The following is a 24,132-nucleotide window of genomic DNA, read 5'->3' as shown; positions in this document are numbered from 1 at the left end:
AATCTAAAAAAGTATCTGTTTAATTTTTTTTCATTTTGAATTTATAACTTTAATTTTCAGATTAAAATTAAATGATTGCTTAGGGATTTTTAAAATTAAAGTTTAATCTAAATGAGGTGACAAAATGGCAAATGCAATTATTACTGGTGGATCAAGAGGTATTGGTAAAGCAATGGCTTTAAAATTAGGCGAATTAGGTTACAACATTGCAATCAACTATCGCAGTGATTCATCTAAAAAATTAACTGAAGATTTAGTCGAAGAAATCAAAGCAGAATATGGTGTGGAAGCTATTGCTGTACAGGCAGATGTAAGTAAATTTGAAGACTGTAAAAAATTAGTGGAAGCTACTATCGAAGCATTCGGTGAAGAAATTGATGCTTTGGTAAACAATGCAGGAATCACCAATAACTGTAACTTCATTGACTTACAGCCTGAACAGTATGAAGCTGTAATTAATACAAACCTTGTAAGTATGATGCACATGTGTCACTTGGCATTACCATACATGGTTGACCGTGATACTGCAATTGTATGTACTGCTTCTGTAGGTGGTTTAACTGGTGTAATTAACCAGGCTGACTACTGTGCTGCTAAGACTGGTGTAATCGGATTATGTCGTGCATTGGCATTGGAATTTGCACCTAGAAAAGTACGTGTAAATGCAATTGCTCCAGGTATGATTATGACTGACATGCTTAGAGGCGTAAATCAGGATGAATTGAACGCTCTTGCAGCTACAATACCTCTCGGACACATTGGTGAGGTTGAAGAAATTGCAGGTGCACTTGAATACATTTTAGGTGCAGGGTACTTAACCGGACAGGTTATTTCTCCTAATGGTGGATTTGTTTTACAATAAGGTTTTGTTTAAACCTTTCTTTTTTTTATTTTTTTTGAAAAGTATTGTGATATTCTATAATATAATTATATCAAATATATTTTCATTATTATTTCGATATTTTTGTCTATATTTTAAAATGTTTAATTTTTATAATTCATTTTTGAAAAATTTTTATCGAAATTTAATTTTATTTTTTTGTGTTTAAATGTCCAGTTTTCAATTTAAACAATGATTATTTCTTCTTTATTCTATTATGGATAAACATTATATATTATGAATTATGTAAAATAAATATCACAGTAGACTCTCCATAGACATGAATTATAACTCGTGTTATAAGATGGAGGGGGTGTATTATGAAAATTAAAGAGATATTAATAATATGTATTATAATCATTTGTTGTATCTTCTCACTGCAGGCAGTTTCTGCTGCAGATGCAGATACTTCACATGATACGGTTTTATCTAGTACAAATGTCTCTGTATATACACTTCCTAACCTAGAAGATTCGTTGCAGTCAGGAAGTGTTAATGCAGGAACATTTTCAGACTTGCAGAATGATACGAAGAATGGAGGATCCATTACTTTAAATAAAAATTATACTTACAACAGTAGTTCAGACTCTAGCCTTGCTGGCGGAATTGTCATTTCAAAAGATACCACCATTGATGGAAATGGCAATGTAATTATTGATGCTAATCATTTAGCTAGAGTATTTAAGATATCCAGTGGAACTACTGTAACTTTAAAAGGAATTACTTTTATCAATGCTAATCCTACATCCGGTCATGGAGGGTCTATATTAGCACAGGGTGTAGTTCACATTGATAATTGTAACTTCATAAACAACACTGCTAATTATGCTAACGGTGGTGCTGTTTGTCTGGTCGGCTTAGGCAGCACGATTAATAATTCCTACTTCGAAGGCAACAGGGCTATAAATAACGGTAAGGATAGTAATGGTGCTGCGGGTGCAGTATTTATCAATGCCAATAACACTGAAATTAAGAATTCTATATTCATTAAGAATATGGCGGGCTTAAACGGTGGTGCTATAGGCAGTAGCGCTATGCATGTTGAAAACTGTACCATAACAAATTGTACTATAAATAACAACACTGCTAACGGTTCCGCTGGTGGTGTTGGTATGCAAAGTAAGAATTTCCACATATATAATTCAACCTTCAAGTATAATGAGGCTAAAGGTTTATTCAATAATAGTGCTGTTAGTCCTTATTATCCTGGTAATGGTGGTGGATTGGTAATGAGAGGTTGGGACAGTTATGCATATAACTGTACCTTTATTGGCAATATTGCTAAACAGCATGGTGGTGGAGTATACTCAACCAATACTTCATATGATCCTACTAATAATAATACTGGTTTTGAGTTATGTACCTTTATTAACAATACTGCAGGTAGTAATGGTGGTGCTGTTGACTGGGCTGCAGGTGCTACTCATGGTTACATTAAAGATAGTACATTTACCAACAACACTGCAAAACGTAGTGGTGGTGCTATACATTGGAGCGGTCACTACGGTACTATAAGTAACTCCACATTTACTCACAATAATGCTACTGGTGAAGTCACTAGTGAAATTGGTGGTATCACTGGTGGTGGAGATGGTGGTGCAGTAGTATGGGTAGGTAGTCATGGTATGATTAATGACAGTTGTATCTTTACTGGTAATGAAGCTAAGTATCGTGGTGGTGCTATATTCTTACATGGTAATGCTACCGAAAACTGTACAAATATTACTGTAGATAGTTGTACCTTTAAAGAGAATATTGCTGGTACTAATGGTGGTGCTATAGACTGGCATGAAGGTTCTCATGATGGTGAAATATTAAATTCCATATTTGAAGATAATATTGCTAAGGCTAATGGTGGTGCTGTATACTGGAGAGGTCATGATGGTGAAATAATAAATTCCAACTTCACCAACAACACTGCAAAAGGTTTACTTAAAGGTCGTTATAATAACACTGGTGATGGTGGTGCAATATTCTGGGCTGGTGTAAATGGTAATGTATCCAATTCCAGGTTCATCAATAACAGAGCTATAAAGAATGTTAATAATGATACCAGTGGTCGTGGTGGAGCAATATATATCGGATCATGTGACCACGGAAACAGAAATATTACCATTACTAATTCATACTTTGAAGATAATAATGCAGGTACTAACGGTGGTGCTATTGACTGGTACTCTGGTGCACACGACGGTTTAGTATCTGACTCACAATTTATCAATAACATAGCTAACCGTTCCGGTGGTGCTATCTTCTGGAATGGACACAACGGTACTATCAAGAATTCCAACTTCACTTATAACCAGGCTTTAGGTATTACTGCTGCTAAAAGTGTTTTAGGTCCTGTCACTTATGGTGGTGACGGTGGTGCTGTAATGTGGTCTGGTGCTTTAGGTACTGTTGATAATGTCAGATTCATTGGTAATAAGGCTCATAAAAACGCTAATGAGGACTTTGGTGGTCGTGGTGGAGCTGTATTCTTGCAGGCTGCTGCAAATGAAACTTCTGATGATACTAAGTTTATTAACGTTTACTTTGAGGATAATGTTGCAGGTACTAATGGTGGTGCTATTGACTGGAATAAAGGTGCTCGTGATGGTCTTGTTGAGAATGCTACTTTTGTCAATAACATTGCTAACCGTTCTGGTGGTGCTATCTTCTGGAATGGACACAACGGTACCATTAAAAATGCTAATTTCACTAATAACCAGGCTTTAGGTATTGCTAATGCTACCAGTGTTTTAGGTCCTGTCACTTATGGTGGTGACGGTGGTGCTGTAATGTGGTCCGGTGCTTTAGGTGATGTTGAAAACTGTAACTTCATAAACAACACCGCAGCTAAAAGTGGTGGAGCAGTCTTCCTACAGTCTGCTGCGAATGAAACTTGCGACAACACCACATTCAAGGATTCCCACTTTGAAAACAACACTGCAGGCACCAATGGTGGTGCTATCGACTGGAACGCAGGAGCTCACAACGGTATAGTATCTAATGTAACATTTGTCAACAACATTGCTAACCGTTTTGGTGGTGCTATTTTCTGGAATGGTTATAATGGTACTGTAAGAGATTCCAACTTCACTAATAACAGTGCTTTAGGAACTCCAATATATAGTAATTATGTTAATCTTACCAGTTTTTCACAGGTATATGAAGTTCCTAGATTGCCAATAGCATCAGATGTAACAGTTAACAGATTATATGTTCTTGTTTCATATGCTGATGAATGGCAAACTGTTAAAACTTCATATGAATTATATGTCACAGATTCTAATACTTATGAATGGATAAAAATCCGAGGAACTAATGAAACAGATTCTTCAGCAACTGATTTTGCTATTGATTCATTCTTCGCTGGTGACGGAGGTTCTATCATTTGGGAAGGAGATTTAGGTTTAGTAGATAACTGTAGATTCATAGACTCTAACTCAGCTCGCCGTGGTGGTGCAGCTTACATGATCGGTTCCGACAATATAACATTTTCAAACTCCTACTTTGAAATGACCACTTCAGGTACAAATGGTGGAAGTCTTGACTGGTTAGCCGGTGCAAACTATGGTAAAGTAATCAACTGTACATTTAACAATACTAGAGCTGCACGTTCAGCCGGTGCAATCTACTACAATGGAAACTACGGACAAATAATTAATGTTACTATTATTAATACCACTGCATTCGGTGGTTCAATAAAAGAAAGTGAAGACCATAAAGTCAAATATACCGGATGGGATTCCAGTCACTGGAATACCAATACCACTGGTGGTGACGCTGGTGCTATAATGTTTACTGGAAACCATGTTTATGTTTGCAATGTAACATTTACTAACTGTACTGCTGCAGGTCGTGGTGGAGCAGTGTTCTTACAAGATAATGATAACGTAACATTTGTAAATTGTACATTTGAAGAAAACAGTGCTTTAGGAACTGCAAACAATACCTGGAAAGATTATACAAAAGAAAGAAATGATGCAAATGTTGATACTAAATTAGACCAAACTCTTACAGGTCACGGGGGAGCTATTGCATTTGATGTAGGTGCAAATAATGGAATAATCATTAACTCAACATTTAATTCAAACCATGCGACCCGTGACGGTGGTGCGGCTTATTATGCTTATGGAGCAGTTAGATGTAAAGTAATAAACTCCACATTCACTAATCATGTAATTGAATGCGATGGAGGAGCTGTCTACTTTAATGGTAATGACTGTGAACTGCACAATTCAACATTCATTAACAACACTGCCGGTGATGACGGTGGAGCAGTATACTGGCAAGGAGACAGAGGTATAATCTATAATATTACATGTGATTATAACAACGGTACTAGTTTGGGAACAACTTCCTCTCCTTCTAAAGGAGGAGCAGTTATTATTACTGGTTCAAACATCGCATTGTCCAAATCCACTTTCACAAACAGTTATTCTGGTGTTGTCGGAGGTACTATCTTTATTACAGGTAACAATGTAAACATCACAGATTCTGTATTCAAAAACTCAACCATTGAACTTGAAGACGGTGGTGCAATATATGTTCTTGGAAATAATACTTTAATCGCTAATTGTACTTTTGACAACTGTACTTCACCAAGAGATGGAGGTACTATATATGTATTAGGTGATGTTGTTATTTTAAGAAATTTAACTATTACTAATTCTTCAGCAATAACTGGTGGAGGTATTTATATTTCTGGTGAGGACTCTAATATTGATACACTTCAAATATCTTACTCCACTGCAGTAAACGGTGGAGGTATTTACATTTCAGGTAATAATGCAACAATCAATAATACTTCATTCAGCAAACTTAACTCCACTGAAGACGGTGCAGCAGTTTATGTTGCAGGTGATTATGGTAGATTGTTCAATTCCAACTTCACATATAACTCTGCCGGTGACGATGGTGGTGCAATCTACTGGGAAGGAGATTACGGTATTATCAACAATGTAAATTGTAATTATAACAACGGTACCAGTCTAGGAACCACTTCTTCCCCTTCCAAAGGCGGATCAGTTATTATTACAGGAAGCCATAATGTTCTTTCCAACTCAACATTTGCTAACAGTTATGCAGGTGTTGTCGGAGGTACTATCTTTGTTACAGGTAATGATGTAAACATTACAGATTCCACATTCAAAAAGTCAAGAATAGGATTGGAAGACGGTGGTACAATTTATATACTGGGTAACAATACAAATATCCTAAACTGTACTATTGAAGATTCCAATGCTAGATATGGTGGAGCAATATTTATAGAAGGTGAAAATGCTACGGTTTCAGCCAAATTCATAAATACAAACGCTACATTATCCGGTGGTTCAATTTATGTTGAAGGTGAAAATGCTACAATCTTAAATTCATCATTTGATAATACTCGTGCATTCGGTTCCAGAGGAGATGGTGGTGGAGCAATCTTTATTCAGGGAGATAATGCAAATATTATAGATTCCAACTTCACTTATAATTATGCTAATTACAACCATGAAGCCCGTGGAGGAGCCATTTATATTCAGGGATTAAATACTACAGTAAGCGGTTCTGAATTCGAACATTCAAGATCCAACCTTTACGGTGGTTCTATATATATTCAGGGTGATTATGCAACAATTTCTGAATCCAATTTCACTGACTGTACTGTAAACAGTGATAATTCTCAAGGTGGAGCAATTTATATTAATGGTCATTTCACAACTATTGACAAATCCGATTTCGAGTCCAACTCTGCAAAAGGCGATGGTGGAACTATATATGTACAGGGTAATAATGCTACTATCTCAGAATCTATTTTCAACAAATCCTCTACAACTTCAGGTTCCGGTGGTGCAATGTATGTTCAGGGAAATGGTGCAGTAATATCAGCTTCTAACTTCACTTTAAATACTGCTAAAATTGCAGGTGCCATGTATATTAACGGTAATAATGCTACCATCAGTTATTCAGTATTTGACAAGAATTCTGTTAATAAGAATCAGGCTGGTGCTCTTTTCAACAACGGTAAAGGTTCAAGAGTGCTCTATTCAAACTTCACAAATAATGTTGCAAGTACAAGAAATTCCAGAAGTCAAGATTATGGTAATACTGGTGAAGGAGGAGCTATCCTATGGAAAGGAGGTTCTGAAATAGATGCTATAGAAGGATGTTTATTTGATAGCAATTCCGCTAAATTCGGTGGTGCAATACGTTGGTTGGCTACCGGATCAAGTGGTATAATCCATAATTGTACCTTTGTAAGAAATAATGGTGAAAAAGGTGGTACAATCAGTTGGAACTCCAACCAAGTCGGGCACATTGACAATTGTACATTCATAAGCAATGTAGGTTCCAAAAATGGTGGAGCACTATACTTGCAGAATGCCGGAAATACCTTCTTTGTAACAAATGTAAGATTCATAAACAATACTGCAGAATTCTGTGGTGCGGACATTGCAAACAACTTTAAATATGCAATTATAGAAAACTGTACATTTGTTAACAGTACTTCTGGATATGGTGGATCTATTGTAATGAAAGAGGCTGATCCTTCATATTCCCAAGTAATAAACTGTAATTTCACCAATACCCGCAGTTTAGGAATTGAAGCTGCAAAATATGATGCTGATGGTGACGCATATGCTAATGGTGGTGGAGCAATATATGTGACCTATTCCAATATCAAAGTCATCAATTCAACATTCACTAACTGTTCTTCAAATACTGATGGTGGAGTATTCAAATGGTTTGGAAACAATGGTGGTGGAGGTGTTTTAGAAAATGTTACAATAATAAACGCTAAAGCTACTGGTACAAGTAAAACCTCTGCAAGTACAATTGCTTCCGGTGACGGTGGAGCAATCTACTGGACAGCCAACACTCCTACATTTAAAAACGTGACTATTGTAAATGCTTCTGCAAGAAATAATGGTGGTGGAATTTATCTTTCAGGCAGTTCTGCCAACTTGAATCTTGTTACTATAGAAAACTCATCTGCTAAGAATGGTGGAGCTATTTATTGGGCTAATTCTGGAGGTACAATTAAAAATATTGATTTAATCAACAACACTGCTGAAAACGGTGGAGGTTTCTACACTGAAAGTTTCACCGGAAAACTTGAAAATGCTAATTTCACATTAAATAAAGCACAAAACGGTTCAGCAATCTATACGACCAAATCATTAACTTTAAATAATACTTCATTATTGAAAAATAGGGCTAATTCCTCTTCTCCATTTGAGGTATCTCTAAATTGGGTCACTGGAAAAATTGAATTTGACTTTAAAGGTTGGGACAATTACTTGAATGCAATTTACGTTACTTCTCCTTCAAATACTTTAAACTGTTTCAATGTAACTTACTTGAATGAATCTGGTGTTGTAAACCCTACTTCAAAATCATTCACTGGAAAGGAAGCTCAGCCTACTCTTGAATCCGGACAGAACTTCACTGTTGTAATTGGGGATAAATACGGTAAGCAGATTAATGTAGGTGATGATATATTCACAACTAATGAGAATGGTCATGTTTCACTTAATATCTATGATGTTATAGGATATCAATCCGATGATCTTTTCGTAGATATTTATCTGACTAATGAAGATTATTACACCCGTGTTAAATATTCTACTAGGATTATTCCAACAATGGAAATTACAACAACCAATGCAACATTCCACTTGAATGGAACTGTTAGTGTTGAATTAACCAATGAAACTTTACCTTTAGACCCTGCTGCAACAGGTAATGTGTCAGTTTATATTAATAAAGTATTTATGGGCAATATTACTGTCGATGATCACAGTAAAGGTACAATTGAAATATCCACTTTAGTAAATGGAACGTATCTTGATGTCGGAAGCCACACTATCGTCTTAAGATATGCTGGTGATGGAAAATACAGTCCTCTTGAGAGAACAGGCATACTCAATGTAACCCAAGCAGGTTCTACATTATTATTGAATGTGACTCCTTCCTATGATTCATTTACTGTTAATGTAACTGTTGTTCATAATGAAACCGGAATTGTAACCGACCCTAATGATTCTACTGGAAATGTAACAATCAGCGTTTATGATAAAACTGTCACAGTTGAGCTTGTAAACGGTACTGGAATTGCAGTTATATATGATTTACCTGTAGGCCCAATTCCAGTTTATGCAACATATTCTGGTGATAATAACTATCTGACTTCAGTTAATTCCACTACTGCAGAATTAACCAACAGAACAAGAACAACAGTCAAGATAGAGGTTAATTCTCATGATATTATGGTTAATGAAACTATTATAATTAATGTTACTGTAATTTCTGACGGTACTCCTGTTGAAGGTAACATTACAATTGTTTTAGACAATGTTGAATATGAGGTTACTTTAAATAATTCAAAAGCTTCATTCAATAAAACTGGATTGTCTGCAGGTCAAAAAGTTGTAGTCGCCATATTTGCCGGAAATGAAACTCTCGCACCAAGTTCTGCAAGGGATACTTTCATGGTACACAAGTATAACGCCACGGTCATAATAGACACTGAAAATATCACTTATAGCCATGATGAAATAATTAATATAACAGTTCCTTCTGATGGTGAAGGGGTAGTATATGTAACAATGAATGGAACTACTTTTAAATATAAATCCATATTGGAAATTAAAAATGGAACTGTGACCATACCATTCTCAAGATTAGGTGTGGATGTATATAATATAACGGTTTCATTTGAAGATGATAAATATGTATTTACTACAAATTCAACGTTATTCAATGTAAGTAAATTAACTCCAGAGATACTTATTGATGTAAATCATATAACTTACGGAAATGACACAATAATTGTTGTCACTGTTCCTGATGTATATGGTGGTAATGTAACTCTTAAAATCAACGATACATTAGTTGTATTTGAAGATGTAATTCTTGAAAATAATCAGGCAACATTCATAGTTAAAAACTTGCCTGCTGATAATTACACAATTGATGTAACATATAATGGTGATATATACGATAATCCTAATTCTACTTCATCTAATTTCACTGTCTATAAATGTGATCCAGTACTTGATGTGATAGTTAGCGATATTTACTATGGCGAATTGGAACACATTATTATCAAAGTAAATGCTAGCGGCAATGTTACTGTAAGAGTTGCCGGAAACGAAACCAATATAACCCTTAAAGAAGATGGAACAGCCATAATTCATATTGATGTACTTAGAGCCGCAATCAATAGTGCCTTTGAACTGGAAAGATTCAATGGTAGAGCAGATGAATATGTGCATAACTTGGCAGTTGGTAATTATCCTGTTGAAGTAATCTATAACGGTAACCATAACTTCAATCCTACTTCTAAGACAGTGGACTTTAACGTAAAACAAGTTGATACTATTTTAGATATTCAAAAAGAAGACATATATGTATGGGATAATGAAACTATTAATGTTTTAATTTTAGATACTGAAAGCTTTTTAGAAGAACGTGCAACCGGAAATGTAACAATTTACATTGATGGAGTAAGGTATTCAGCAAAAATAGAAAATGGAATTGCAAAATTCAATATTACTGATTTATCTGTAGGCCACAAGGTCATTTGGGCATTCTATGATGGAGATAGAAATCTGACTGGAAACAAATCAATGGCTCAATTCAATGTAAAACAAAGAACTCCTGTTGTCAATGTAACTGCAATCAATGTTACAACTGCAGAATCAGGAAAACTAACAATAAACATTCCTGCAAATGCAACAGGTTATGTAATTGTAACTGGAAACTTCTCCAACTACCAAATCCGTGTAGACAACTTCAACAATGGAGTTGCTGAAATTCCACTTGAAATGCTGGCTAAGGGTACTTATGGTGTACATATCAAGTATTATGGTGAAGCAAATGACAATTACACAATAGCTGAAAATGATGCTATTTTCAAAGTATCTCCAGCTAATACAACGATTAATATTACTGTTAAAGACATTACTTATGGTGAAAAGGTTAACATCACTGTTAACGTGACTGATGGTGCTACAGGATTCATTACCGTCGGAATCAATGAAACTACAAATGTAACATTGCCTATTGTTAATGGTACAGTTAATTGGATTATTGAAGGATTGGGTGTTGAAAACTACACAGTTTGGGCTAATTACTCCGGTGATACCAGATTCAACATTAACAGCACAAACAAGACATTTAAAGTCAAAATGGTAAATTCCGTACTTAATATTCTAACTCCTGTAAGTGTGGATGCAGCTACTAACGCCACTATTGTTGTTACAGTTAACGAAACTGCTACAGGAAATATCACAATCACTGTTAACGGCACCAAATACAATGCTACAATCAATAATGGTGTTGCTACATTTGTCATTGATAAATTGCTTGGAGGCACTTATGACATTACTGCCGAATACATCGGTGATGGAAATAACACTGCAGCTGCTGCTGTAACTGCTCAAAATGCTTTAGTTATCACTAAAGTTGCATGTTATCAAATCAATGTGTCTGCTAATGACACTAAAGTTGGTTTAAACACCACTATTGTTGTTAAAGTTCCTGTTGATGCTAAAGGCAATGTTTCAATATATGTTGATGGTGAAAAAATTGCTAATGCTACAATTAACAATGGTGTTGCCAAATGGAATGTAACCAAAGCATATGGTAACCATACAGTTAATGTTACTTTCAGTGACGGTAAATATGATTTCAGATATGCAATTGCTGATTTCTGGGTATTCAAACATGATTCACCTCTTGTTATTGATGTTGATTCCATTTTGGTCGGTGATGTTGTATACATTAATGTAACTGCTCCTAGCGACAACGTAACTATTGAAATTAACGGTAAATCATATAATAATGTCAAATATGAAAATGGTGTTGCATACTTTAATGTAGCTGGCTTAACATATGGTAATAAGACAGTTGTTGCAATCTATGGCGGCAGCGATAAGTATGTTGTAAACTCTACAACCAAGAATTTCGCTGTTGATAAACGCAATGCTGATATTAACATTAGTGTTGAAAACATTACTTATGGGGATAAGGTCAATATCACTGTTAACGTTACTGATGATGCTAAAGGATTTATTACAATCAGAATTAATGAAACCAGAAACATTACATTACCTATTGTTGGCGGCAAAGTCAATTGGATTGTTGATGGTTTAGGTGTTGAAAACTACACTGTTTGGGCTACATACAACGGAGACACTAAATATAATGTTAACACTACCAACAAGACATTCAACGTCACTAAAGCCGTTCCTGTTTTATCCATTGATCCTATTGTAAGTGTGGATGCAGCTACTAATGCTACAATCATAGTTAGGATTAATGAAACTGCTACCGGAAACATTACTGTTACTGTTAATAATACTAAATATAATGCTACGATTGAAAATGGTGTTGCTACATTCGTTATTAATAAATTGCTTGCTGATACTTATGATGTAACTGCTGAATACATTGGTGACAACAACTACACTGCTGCAGTTACTTTAACAGTTCCTGATGCATTAATTGTTACTAAAATCACCTGTTATCAAATCAATGTGTCTGCAAATGACACTAAGGTTGGTTTAAACACTACTATTGTTGTTAAAGTTCCTGTTGATGCCAAAGGTAACGTTTCAATCTATGTTGATGGTGAAAAAATTGCTAATGCTACAATTAATGCTGGTGTTGCTGAATGGAATGTAACCAAAACATATGGTAATCATACAGTTAATGTAACATTCAGTGATGATAAATATGATTTAAGATATGCTGTTACTGATTATTGGGTATTCAAGCATGATTCACCTTTAGAAATTAAAGTTGATTCCATTTTAGTCGGTGATATTGCATACATTAATGTAACTGCTCCTAGCGATAACGTTACTATTGAAATTAACGGTAAATATTATACCAAAGATAGATATGTTGGTAATGTTGCTTACTTTAATGTAACTGATCTGGTATATGGCAATAAGACTGTTGTTGCAATCTACGGCGGAAGCGATAAATATGTCCAGAACACTACAACTAAAAACTTCACTGTGAATAAACGTGCATCTGAGTTTAATGTAACTGTTACATCACCAATCAGTGTCGGTGATAATGCTACGGTTAGTGTTGAAGTTCCTGCTGACGCTAAAGGTTATGTTGTTGTAAATGTTGGTGGAAACAACTACACAATCAACCTCACTGCAGGTCAAAGATCCGTTGAAATTGCAGGTCTTAAGAGCACTACTTATAAAGTAAATGTAACTTACCTTGGAGATGACAAATACCTTTCAAGTATTAACAATACTCGAGAAATTAAAGTTGATAAAGTTCCTTCAACTATTAATTTAACAGTATCTGAAGATGGAATTATTGCTCATGGTCATAATGTCAACATTACTGTTGAAGTACCTGTGGATGCAACGGGTAAAGTTAATGTAACTTTATACGATGGAGTCGATATTATCGAGTCATACATCATATATGTAAATGAAGGTAAAGGCTTATTACACCTTGATGTTCCTGCAATTGGATTCTATAGAGTTACCGGCGAATATCTCGGTGATGATAAATATCTTGGAGAAACTAACCACACTGCATTTGAAGTATATGCAACCGGCGGACAATTGACGGTTATAGCAGAAAGCATCTATGTCAATGAAAACGGCACTATAAATGTCACTATTCCTGGAAAATATGACGGCGAAATGACAATCATAGTATCCAACGCAAGCGGTGAAATAATTCATGAAAACGTTACAATCACTCCAGGCGCATTCAGTAATGCTACCATGATTTTACCTTTATTAGATGCTGGTACATATGATGTATGGGCAATATATATTGAAGTTAATGGAAGTAAGACTGTAATACATGAAGGTTATGATTCATTCAATGTAGACAAACTTCCTTCACAAATCATAATTGAAAACCTTAATGCTACAATATTTGTCGGAGAAAATGAAACTATCAAATTAGCTATTGATTTAGATTCAAGAGCTAATGGCGGAAACATTTCAGTATTCATAAACGGTGTTGAATATAACACAACCACTTCAAAATTAACTCTTGAAATACCTAACTTGAATGCTGCTGACTATAATGTTAGAGTAATATATCATGGAAACGACTGGTACCTTGAATCTAATGTTACTGCTTCATTTAAAGTGGTTAAAAACTTCTCACCAATCGATATTGAAGTAACTAACTCAAGTGTTGGTGGAATTGAACAGATTAATGTAACCTTACTAAGAAATGTATCCGGTCAGGTATTGCTTGATATTGATGGTCAGCATTACTATGCAAACGTAAGTGAAGGACTTGCACAGTTCAATATCACTGGCCTTGAAGCAGGTGAACATGACTTTAATGTTACCTATCTTGGAGATTATAAATTCTTATCCAACAATACCAATTCAACTCTTAAAGTATCCAAAATACAGCCTGTATTTGCTGTAAACGGAACAAACATCACTGTTGGCAGTGAGGAGTTAATCAAATTCGAAACTTCTGAAAATATAACTGGTGCTGTAAAAGTCGAAATCAACGATAAAAACTACACTGCATTCATTATTGAAGGTAAAGGTAACCTGACTGTTTATAATTTACCTGCCGGTGATTACAATGTTACTGTTTACTTTAAGGAAAATGAAAAATACTTAAGCGCATCCGCTAAGAATAACTTCACAATAAACAAAACTTCAGTCGAAATTTCATTAAGCGTTGTAAATATCACTTATCTTGAAAATGAAACTGTTGTCGTTTATGTTGATGCTGTTGGAAACGTAACCTTGGAAGTTGGAACATACGTAAATACCACTGATCTTGTTGGCGGTAAAGCAACATTTATAATAAGTGGTTTGGCTGCAGGCAACTACACAGCTAATGCTACTTATAATGGAAACATCAATTTAACAAGCGTTAATGGTGAAGCTAACTTCACTGTTGCAAAAGCAGCCCCTGAACTCAGTGTCATAGTAAATAACATTACCTATTACAGCGTTGAAGACATTATTGTCAATGTTAACGTTGGCGGCAATGTGACTATTAAGGTAAACGGCACAGTCAGAGGCAGAGAATTAATTATTGACAACGGTAAAGTTGAATTGAAATTAAATGGATTGGCAGCAGGCATTTATCCTGTTGAAGTAATCTATAACGGCAATGAAAACTACACTTCCTTAAGCACAGATACATTCTTCGTAGTAAACAAAGCCCCTACAACTCTTGAAATCGAAGTAAGTGATATCAATGTCACTGATAGTGAAATAATCAACGTTACAATCAGTAACGTTAATGCTACCGGTAAAGTCATTATTAATGTCGATGGCGTAAACTACACAAGAGACATTTCAAACGGTAAAGTTAATTTAACCTTAGATAAGTTAGGTAATGGAACTCACAGTGTTGTTGCTATATACGTGGGTGATAGAAACTTAACCGGTAACTGGAGCTCTACAACATTCAATGTTGAAAAATTAACATCTGAGTTAACTATTAATGTAAGCGACATTAATGTAGGTCAAAAAGAAACAATTAAAGTAAATGTAACTTCCGGTGCTACAGGTATTGTAGTAATTTCCGTAAACGGTAAAGATTATCAAGTGGAAATCAGTGGCGGATTTGCTACATTAGAATTGGATGATTTAGCTAATGGAACATACACTGTATATGCCAAATATCTTGGAAATGCAAACTACAGTGAATCCAGAGGCAGTGATGCTTTCAATGTAAGCAAAGTCAAATCAAACATTAACTTAACTGTAAGCTATTACGGAATAATAGCTAACGGCAGTGATGTAAATATTACTATCGAAGCTCCTTTAGATGCAACAGGAAAAGTTAATGTGACCATATCCAATGGTGTTGAAAATAGGACTTACATCGTTTATGTAAATGACGGTATCGGAATATTACATCTTGAAACTCCTGAAATCGGAATTTATAATGTAACTGCAAAATATCTTGGTGATGATAAATACCTTGGAAGTGAAAATAAAACTGAATTTGAAGTATATCTTACCGGAAAAGAATTGTCTATTACCACTGAACCGATTAAAGTCAAAGAGGACGAAATAATTTTAGTTTATGTTTCAGGCAATCATGTAGGAAAAGAAGTGGAAATTATTGTTAAAGATTCCCAAGGTAATATTATAACAAGACAAAATTCAACATTCGATTCATATATTCCTGTATTAAATGGAACTTCTGCAATATTAGTCCTTGACAATTTAGATGCTGGTGAATACACTGTCGATGCAATCTACATTGAAATAAATGGTACAAAAAGAATAAAACACAACGGATCTGGAAGCTTTGAAGTGTCCAAATTGCCTACACAATTAGAAATCAAGGAAATCAAAAATATTACAGTCGGCGAAAATGTAACTATTGAGTTAGAATTTGGTCCTGGTGAAGCTACCGGCAATATAAGTGTATTCGTAAACGGTATTGAACATGTAATCAATACTACAAACCTTAAACTTGTGATTCCGAATTTAGGTGCTGAAGAATACTATGTCCATGCATTATACTATGGAGATAAAAACTATCTTGAATCAAATGCAACTGCTGAGTTTAAAGTATCCAAAAACCCAGTTCCAGTTGAAATTAATGTAACCAATTCAAATGTTGGTGAAATTGAACAAATCAATGTGACTTTGGCTAAAGATGCTACAGGCAGAGTCTTACTTGACATTGGAGACAATCACTATTATGCAAACGTAACCAATGGAACTGCCACATTCAACATCAAGAAGTTAGATGCCGGCAAATACAATTTCACTGTAACTTATGAAGGTGACGACAAATACTTTACAAATAAATCTGATTCAAGCTTTATTGTATCCAAATATCAGCCGGAATTCACTGTTAACGGAACTGACATCATATTCGGAAAAGATGAATTGATCAAATTTGAAACTAAAGATAATATCACTGCTCCGGTTAAAGTTGAAATCAATGGAGTTAACTACACAGCATTCATTAATGAAGGCAAAGGTAATTTAACACTTTATGATTTACCTGCCGGTGATTATAACATTACTTTATACTTCTTAGGCAATGAAAAATACTTGAACGCATCCGCTAAGAACAGCTTCACAGTAAACAAATCCAGTGTTGTCATTAGTGTAATTCCTGTAAACATTACTTACTTGGACAATGAAACTGTTGTTGTTTATGTTGATGCTGTTGGAAACGTAACATTGAAAGTCGATACCTATGAAAACACTACTGAATTGATTGACGGTAAGGCTACATTTGTAATTAAAGGTTTAAATGCAGGTAGCTACACTGTTAATGCTACATTCAGTGGAAATGATAACTTAACCAGTGTGAGTGCTGAAGCTGACTTCACAGTCTTTAAAATTGATCCAGTAATCACTTTAGAAGTTCAAAACATTACCTATGGTGATATGGAACACATTATTGTTCACGTAAATGCTGAAGGTAATGTAACAATCAGAGTAAATGGAACAGAGGAAACTATTGTCCTTAGAACAGATGATAATGGATTTATAATACTTAGAGCAAGTTTGGATGATACTTCTTCATATGATGGAAAAGCTCATGAATACATATACAACTTAAAACCAGGTGAATATCCTGTTGAAGTAACATTCAATGGAAATAATAACTATAACACTGCAACTACTAATGGTGTATTCTACGTAAGTAAAGCAAATTCAACCATTAAAGTGGATGTTGATGATATTGTGGCTGGAGAAGTGGCTGTAATCAACATTACTTTACCTGAAAATGCTACTGGTGATGTGACTGTTACTATTGATGCCAGAAACTTCACTGCTAAAGTCGTAAACGGCACTGCAAGCGTTAAAGTTGATAACTTGACTGCCGGTGACAAATCAGTCTTTGTTGAATATTCCGGCGATGATAACTACACTTCCGCTTATGCTATTTCCAATTTCACTGTTGATAAGGCTAAGACCGTCCCTGATTTAACTGTTGTTGATCAGGGTAATGGTACTGTTGTGGTTGTTGTTGGTGATAATGCTACGGGTAATGTGACTATTAGTGTTGATGGTCAAAACTTCACAGCTGAGGTAATTAATGGTACTGCTGTTGTTGAGTTGAATAATTTAACTCCTGGTGTTCACGATGTTGAAGTGATTTATTCCGGTGACGGTAACCATACTTCAAGTTCCATTAATTCTACTGTAGAGGCTCCTAAGTATGACACTCCTATTAATATTACTGTTGGTGAGGTTACTGAGGGTGAGACTGCGGTTATTAATGTGACTGTTCCTGAGGGTGCTTCTGGTAATGTTACTGTTTATGTTGATGGTAAGGAGTATTCTGCCGAGATTGTTAACGGTACTGCTAGTGTTAAAGTTGATAATCTGACTGCTGGTGACAAATCTATTATTGTTGAGTATCCTGGTGATGCTAACTACACTTCTGGTTATGCTATTTCTAATTTCACTGTTGATGCGGCTAAGGTTGTTCCTGACTTGTCTGTTGTTGATTTAGGTAATGGTACTGTTGTGGTTGTTGTTGGTGATAATGCTACTGGTAATGTGACTATTAGTGTTGATGGTCAAAACTTCACAGCTGAGGTAATTAACGGTACTGCTTATGTTACTTTGAATAATGTAAATCCTGGTGTTCACGATGTTGAAGTGATTTATTCTGGTGATGGTAATCATACTTCAAGTTCCATTAATTCTACTGTAGAGGCTCCTAAGTATGACGCTCCTATTAATGTTACTGTTGGTGAGGTTACTGAGGGTGAGACTGCTGTTATTAATGTGACTGTTCCTGCGGGTGCTTCTGGTAATGTTACTGTTTATGTTGGTGGTAAGGAGTATTCTGCTGAGATTGTTAATGGTACTGCTAGTGTTAAAGTTGATAACTTAACTGCTGGTGATAAATCTATTATTGTTGAGTATCCTGGCGATGCTAACTACACTTCCGGTTATGCTATTTCCAACTTCACTGTTGATAAGGCTAAGGTTGTTCCTGATTTAACTGTTGTTGATTATGGTAATGGTACTGTTGTGGTTGTTGTTGGTGATAATGCAACTGGTAATGTGACTATTAGTGTTGATGGTCAAAACTTCACAGCTGAGGTAATTAACGGTACTGCTGTTGTTGAGTTGAATAATGTAACTCCTGGTGTTCACGATGTAGAAATCATCTATTCTGGTGACGGTAATCATACTTCAAGTTCCATTAATTCTACTGTAGAGGCTCCTAAGTATGACACTCCTATTAATATCACTGTTGGAGAAGTAACTGAAGGCGAACCTGTGGTTATTAATGTGACTGTTCCTAGGGATGCTTCTGGTAATGTTACTGTTTATGTTGATGGTCATGTTGTTACTGCTGAGATTGTTAACGGTACAGCAAGTGTTAAAGTTGATAACTTAACAGCTGGTGATAAGACTGTTACTGTTGAGTATTCTGGTGATGCTAACTACACTTCCGGTTATGCTATTTCTAATTTCACTGTTGATGAGGCTAAGGTTGTTCCTGATTTAACTGTTGTGGATTATGGTAACGGTACTGTTGTGGTTGTCGTTGGTGATAATGCAACTGGTAATGTTACTATTAGTGTTGATGGTAAGAACTTCACTGCTGAAGTTGTTAATGGTACCGCTGTTGTTGAGTTGAATAATTTGACTCCTGGTGTTCATGATGTTGAAGTGATTTATTCTGGTGATGATGCTCACGATTCCGCTTCTACTAATTCTACTGTAGAGGCTCCTAAGTATGACACTCCTATTAATATCACTGTTGGAGAAGTAACTGAAGGCGAACCTGTGGTTATTAATGTGACTGTTCCTGAGGGTGCTTCTGGTAATGTTACTGTTTATGTTGATGGTCATGTTGTTACTGCTGAGATTGTTAACGGTACAGCAAGTGTTAAAGTTGATAACTTAACAGCTGGTGACAAATCTATTATTGTTGAGTATTCTGGTGATGCTAACTACACTTCCGGTTATGCTATTTCTAATTTCACTGTTGATAAGGCTAAGGTTGTTCCTGATTTAACTGTTGTGGATTATGGTAACGGTACTGTTGTTGTAGTTGTTGGTGATAATGCAACTGGTAATGTTACTGTTAGTGTTGATGGTCAAAACTTCACTGCTGAAGTCATTAACGGTACTGCTTATGTTACTTTGAATAATGTAACTCCTGGTGTTCACGATGTGGAAATTATCTATTCTGGTGATGGTAATCATACTTCAAGTTCCATTAATTCTACTGTTGAGGTTCCTAAGTTGGATAGTACTATTGATGTGAGTGTTGGTGCTGTTACTGAGGGTGAGGTTGCTGTTATTACGGTTATTGTTCCTGGTGATGCTTCTGGTAATGTTACTGTTTATGTTGATGGTCAGGTTGTTACTGCTGAGGTTATTGGTGGTGTTGCTGTTGTTGAAGTCGGTAATTTAACTGCTGGTGATAAGACGGTTACTGTTGAGTATTCTGGTGATGATAATTATACTGCTGGTTATGCTATTTCTAATTTCACTGTTGATGAGGCTAAATCTGTTCCTGATTTAACTGTTGTTGATTATGGTAATGGCACTGTTGTGGTTGTTGTTGGTGATAATGCTACTGGTAATGTTACTGTTAGTGTTGATGGTAAGAACTTTACTGCTGAGGTTATTAATGGTACTGCTGTTGTTGAGTTGAATAATTTAACTCCTGGTGTTCACGATGTTGAAGTGATTTATTCCGGTGATGACACTCATAATTACACTTCAACTAATTCAACTGTAGAGGCTCCTAAGTATGATTCACCAATTAATATTACTGTTGGAGAAGTAACAGAAGGCGAAACAGCTGTTATTAATGTGACTGTTCCTGAGGGTGCTTCTGGTAATGTTACTGTTTATGTTGATGGTAAGGAGTATTCTGCTGAGATTGTTAACGGTACTGCTACTGTTAAAGTTGATAATTTAACTGCTGGTGACAAATCAATCTTTGTTGAGTATCCTGGTGATGCTAACTACACTGGCGGATATGCTATTTCAAACTTCACTGTTGATAAGGCAAAAACAAGCCCAGAATTGTTCGTCGTTGATCATGGTAACGGTACTGTTGTTGTAGTCGTTGGTGATAATGCAACAGGTAATGTTACTGTTAGTGTTGATGGTAAGAACTTCACTGCTGAGGTTATTAACGGTACTGCTACTGTTACTGTCGGTAATTTAACTCCTGGTACTCACAATGTTGAAGTAATTTATTCCGGTGATGACACTCATAATTCTACTTCAACTAATTCAACTGTTGATGTTCCTAAGTATGATTCACCAATTAATATTACTGTTGGTGAAGTAACTGAAGGTGAACCTGTGGTTATTAATGTGGCTGTTCCTGAGGGTGCTTCTGGTAATGTTACTGTTTATGTTGATGGTAAGGAGTATTCTGCTGAGGTTGTAAACGGTACAGCAAGTGTTAAAGTGGATAACTTGACTGCTGGTGATAAAACTATAATTGTTGAGTATCCTGGTGATGCTAACTACACTTCCGGTTATGCTATTTCAAACTTCACTGTTGATAAGGCAAAAACAAGCCCAGAACTCTTTGTCGTGGATCATGGTAACGGTACTGTTGTTGTAGTCGTTGGTGATAATGCAACCGGTAATGTTACTGTTAGTGTTGATGGTAAGAACTTCACTGCTGAGGTAATTAACGGTACTGCTACTGTTACTGTGGGTAATTTAACTCCTGGTGTTCACGATGTTGAAGTAATTTATTCCGGTGATGACACTCACTATTCCAGTTCAACTAATTCTACTGTTGATGTTCCTAAGTATGATTCACCAATTAATATTACTGTTGGAGAAGTAACTGAAGGTGAACCTGTGGTTATTAATGTGACTGTTCCTGAGGGTGCTTCTGGTAATGTTACTGTTTATGTTGATGGTAAGGAGTATTCTGCTGAGGTTGTAAATGGTACTGCTAGTGTTAAAGTTGATAATTTAACTGCTGGTGACAAATCAATCTTTGTTGAGTATTCAGGTGATGCTAACTACACTTCCGGTTATGCTATTTCAAACTTCACTGTTGATAAGGCAAAATCAGTTCCTGATTTAACTGTCGTTGATTTAGGAAACGGAACAATTGTTGTTGTTGCTCCAAAAGATGCAACAGGTAACGTCACAGTTAAAGTTGGAGATAAAGAATTCAATGCTACAGTTGAAAACGGAACTGCAACCGTACATTTAGATGGCTTAACTCCGGGTGAACATGAAATTGAAGTGATTTACTCTGGTGATGAGAATTACGAAAATGCAACTGTAAAATCTAATGCAATAACTCCAAAACTTGAAACTCCAATCAATGTGACTGTTGATGATATTTATGTTGGAGATAAGGCAATAATAACCGTAAATGTTCCTGAGGGTGCAAGCGGCAATGTAACTATTGAAATTGACGGTGAAAAATACACCGCACCAATTAATGACGGTAAAGCTACTTTCGAAGTTCCTGATCTAATCGCTGGAACCAAGACTATTGCTGTTGACTATCCTGGTGATGACAATTACCTTGGAAACCACACAACCGCTAAGATTTCTGTATCCAAACGCCCTTCATATGTTGAAGCAAAAATCACTGATATTGGCGTTGGCGAAAACGTAACGATTGAAGTAAGAGTTCCTAATGATGCTACCGGACAGGTATTGATTGACATTGACGGTGTAGGATACTATGTAAATGTAACAAACGGTAAGGGAGTTACTCAAATACCTCGTATACCTAGCGGAATCTACAATGTAAATCTTACATACACTGGAGATGACAAATATGAGGCAAGTTCAACTACATCTTCATTCAATGTAACTAAAATAGACTCCTTTGTTATTCCTGAAGCTGAAGACATTTATGTCGGAGATCTTGAAAGAATGATATTTACTCTACCTAGTGATGCAACAGGAAGACTTGAAATAATCATTAACGGTGAGGGTTTTGAAATCGATTTAAGTGATTACACATTGGCTATTCCTGTTGAAGGCGGTGAAAAATATGTCATTTCAATCAGTTATGGATTTGGTAAGTTGACTGTAGCGGATTTACCTAAAGGAGAATACACAGTAAGCGTTTATTATGAAGGTGATGAAAAATACTTGCCTTGTCAAAACACGACAAAATTTACAGTCTCTGAAAGAGGCATTGATTTGGATGTCGTTGACTACAAAAACAGGACTGTTGTAGTCTCCGTTCCTGAAGATGCTACAGGAACAATCACAATTGTTGTTGAAAACCAGACTTATGTTGCAAACATAACTGACGGTAAAGCAGTATTTTACCTTGAAAATGCAACTCCTGGTGTCCATGACATAAAAGTAATCTATTCAGGGGATGATACTTACGGAGGAAAAACCATTGATTCCAAAGTTGAAATTCCTAAGTATGAAACTCCAATTTCTGTTTCAGTAGAAGACATCTACGTTGATGATAATGAGACTGTTACAGTATCCTTACCTGAAGATGCAAAAGGAAAAGTTACCATTTCAATCGACGGCAAAGAATATGCAACTGATGCTAAAGACGGAAAAGCAGTATTTGACGTGCCGGGATTAACTGCTGGAAACAAGACCGTAACAGTCAAATATGAAGGTGACGATTCCTATAAATCTAATGAAACTACAGCTGATTTCAGTGTTTTAAAACGTCAAGCTCCAATACTTGCTATATCTGAAGACATTAAAGTAGGGGACGATGAAACAATTTCAATATTTTTCCCTAAAGATGCAACAGGCCGTGCTATCCTAAAAATGGGTGAGGATGAATACTATGCAGATATAATTGACGGTGAAGCAAAAATCAGAATCCCTAACCTTTTAAGTGGGACATATGAGGCTGAAGTCATTTACGGAGGAGATGCAAAATACGTATCAAACGCAACAGCGACCAAGTTCACGGTAACTAAAAACAGCGAACCTATTTTAGCTTTCGGAGATGATATTATCTTGGGTGATGACGGAACTGTTGTTGTAACTCTTCCAAGCGATGCAACGGGAACCGTAACTATTACTGTTGATGGAAAATCATACACTGCAGAAGTTATAAACGGTAAGGCAGTATTCACTATTCCTGGTTTGGATGTTGGTGTTCATGTTGTAGACGTTTATTATTCAGGTGATGACAAATACGAAGCTAACCAGACTACAACTAAAATCATTGTAGAGGACAAAAATCCTAATCCTGATGAGGATAAAAGCGGTTCTGAAATGCCTGTAACAATGCATCCTACAGGAAATCCGATTTTAGTATTGATGCTTATGCTTATGGCTGTCGGATCAGTATCATTGAGAAGATTTAAAAAAGAGTAA

At 35.8% G+C, this 24,132-nt stretch carries 2 protein-coding genes; both read left to right on the top strand.

The genetic code is table 11. The features are described from left to right. The first annotated feature begins 124 nt into the window (after positions 1-124). Positions 125-862 carry a 3-oxoacyl-ACP reductase family protein gene (locus ACKI44_RS12050; protein ID WP_407424734.1) on the top strand — a complete coding sequence of 246 codons (738 nt, stop codon included), beginning with the start codon at positions 125-127 and terminating at the stop codon, positions 860-862. Between the two features lie 338 nt (positions 863-1,200). Further along, complete coding sequence (locus ACKI44_RS12045; protein WP_407424732.1) at positions 1,201-24,132, top strand: Ig-like domain repeat protein; 22,932 nt, start codon at positions 1,201-1,203, stop codon at positions 24,130-24,132.

This window comes from Methanobrevibacter sp., from assembly GCF_045646205.1.
Taxonomy (GTDB): Archaea; Methanobacteriota; Methanobacteria; order Methanobacteriales; family Methanobacteriaceae; genus Methanocatella.
The sequence above is the reverse complement of the archived record's forward strand: the minus strand, read 5'-3'. Positions and strand labels throughout refer to the sequence as shown.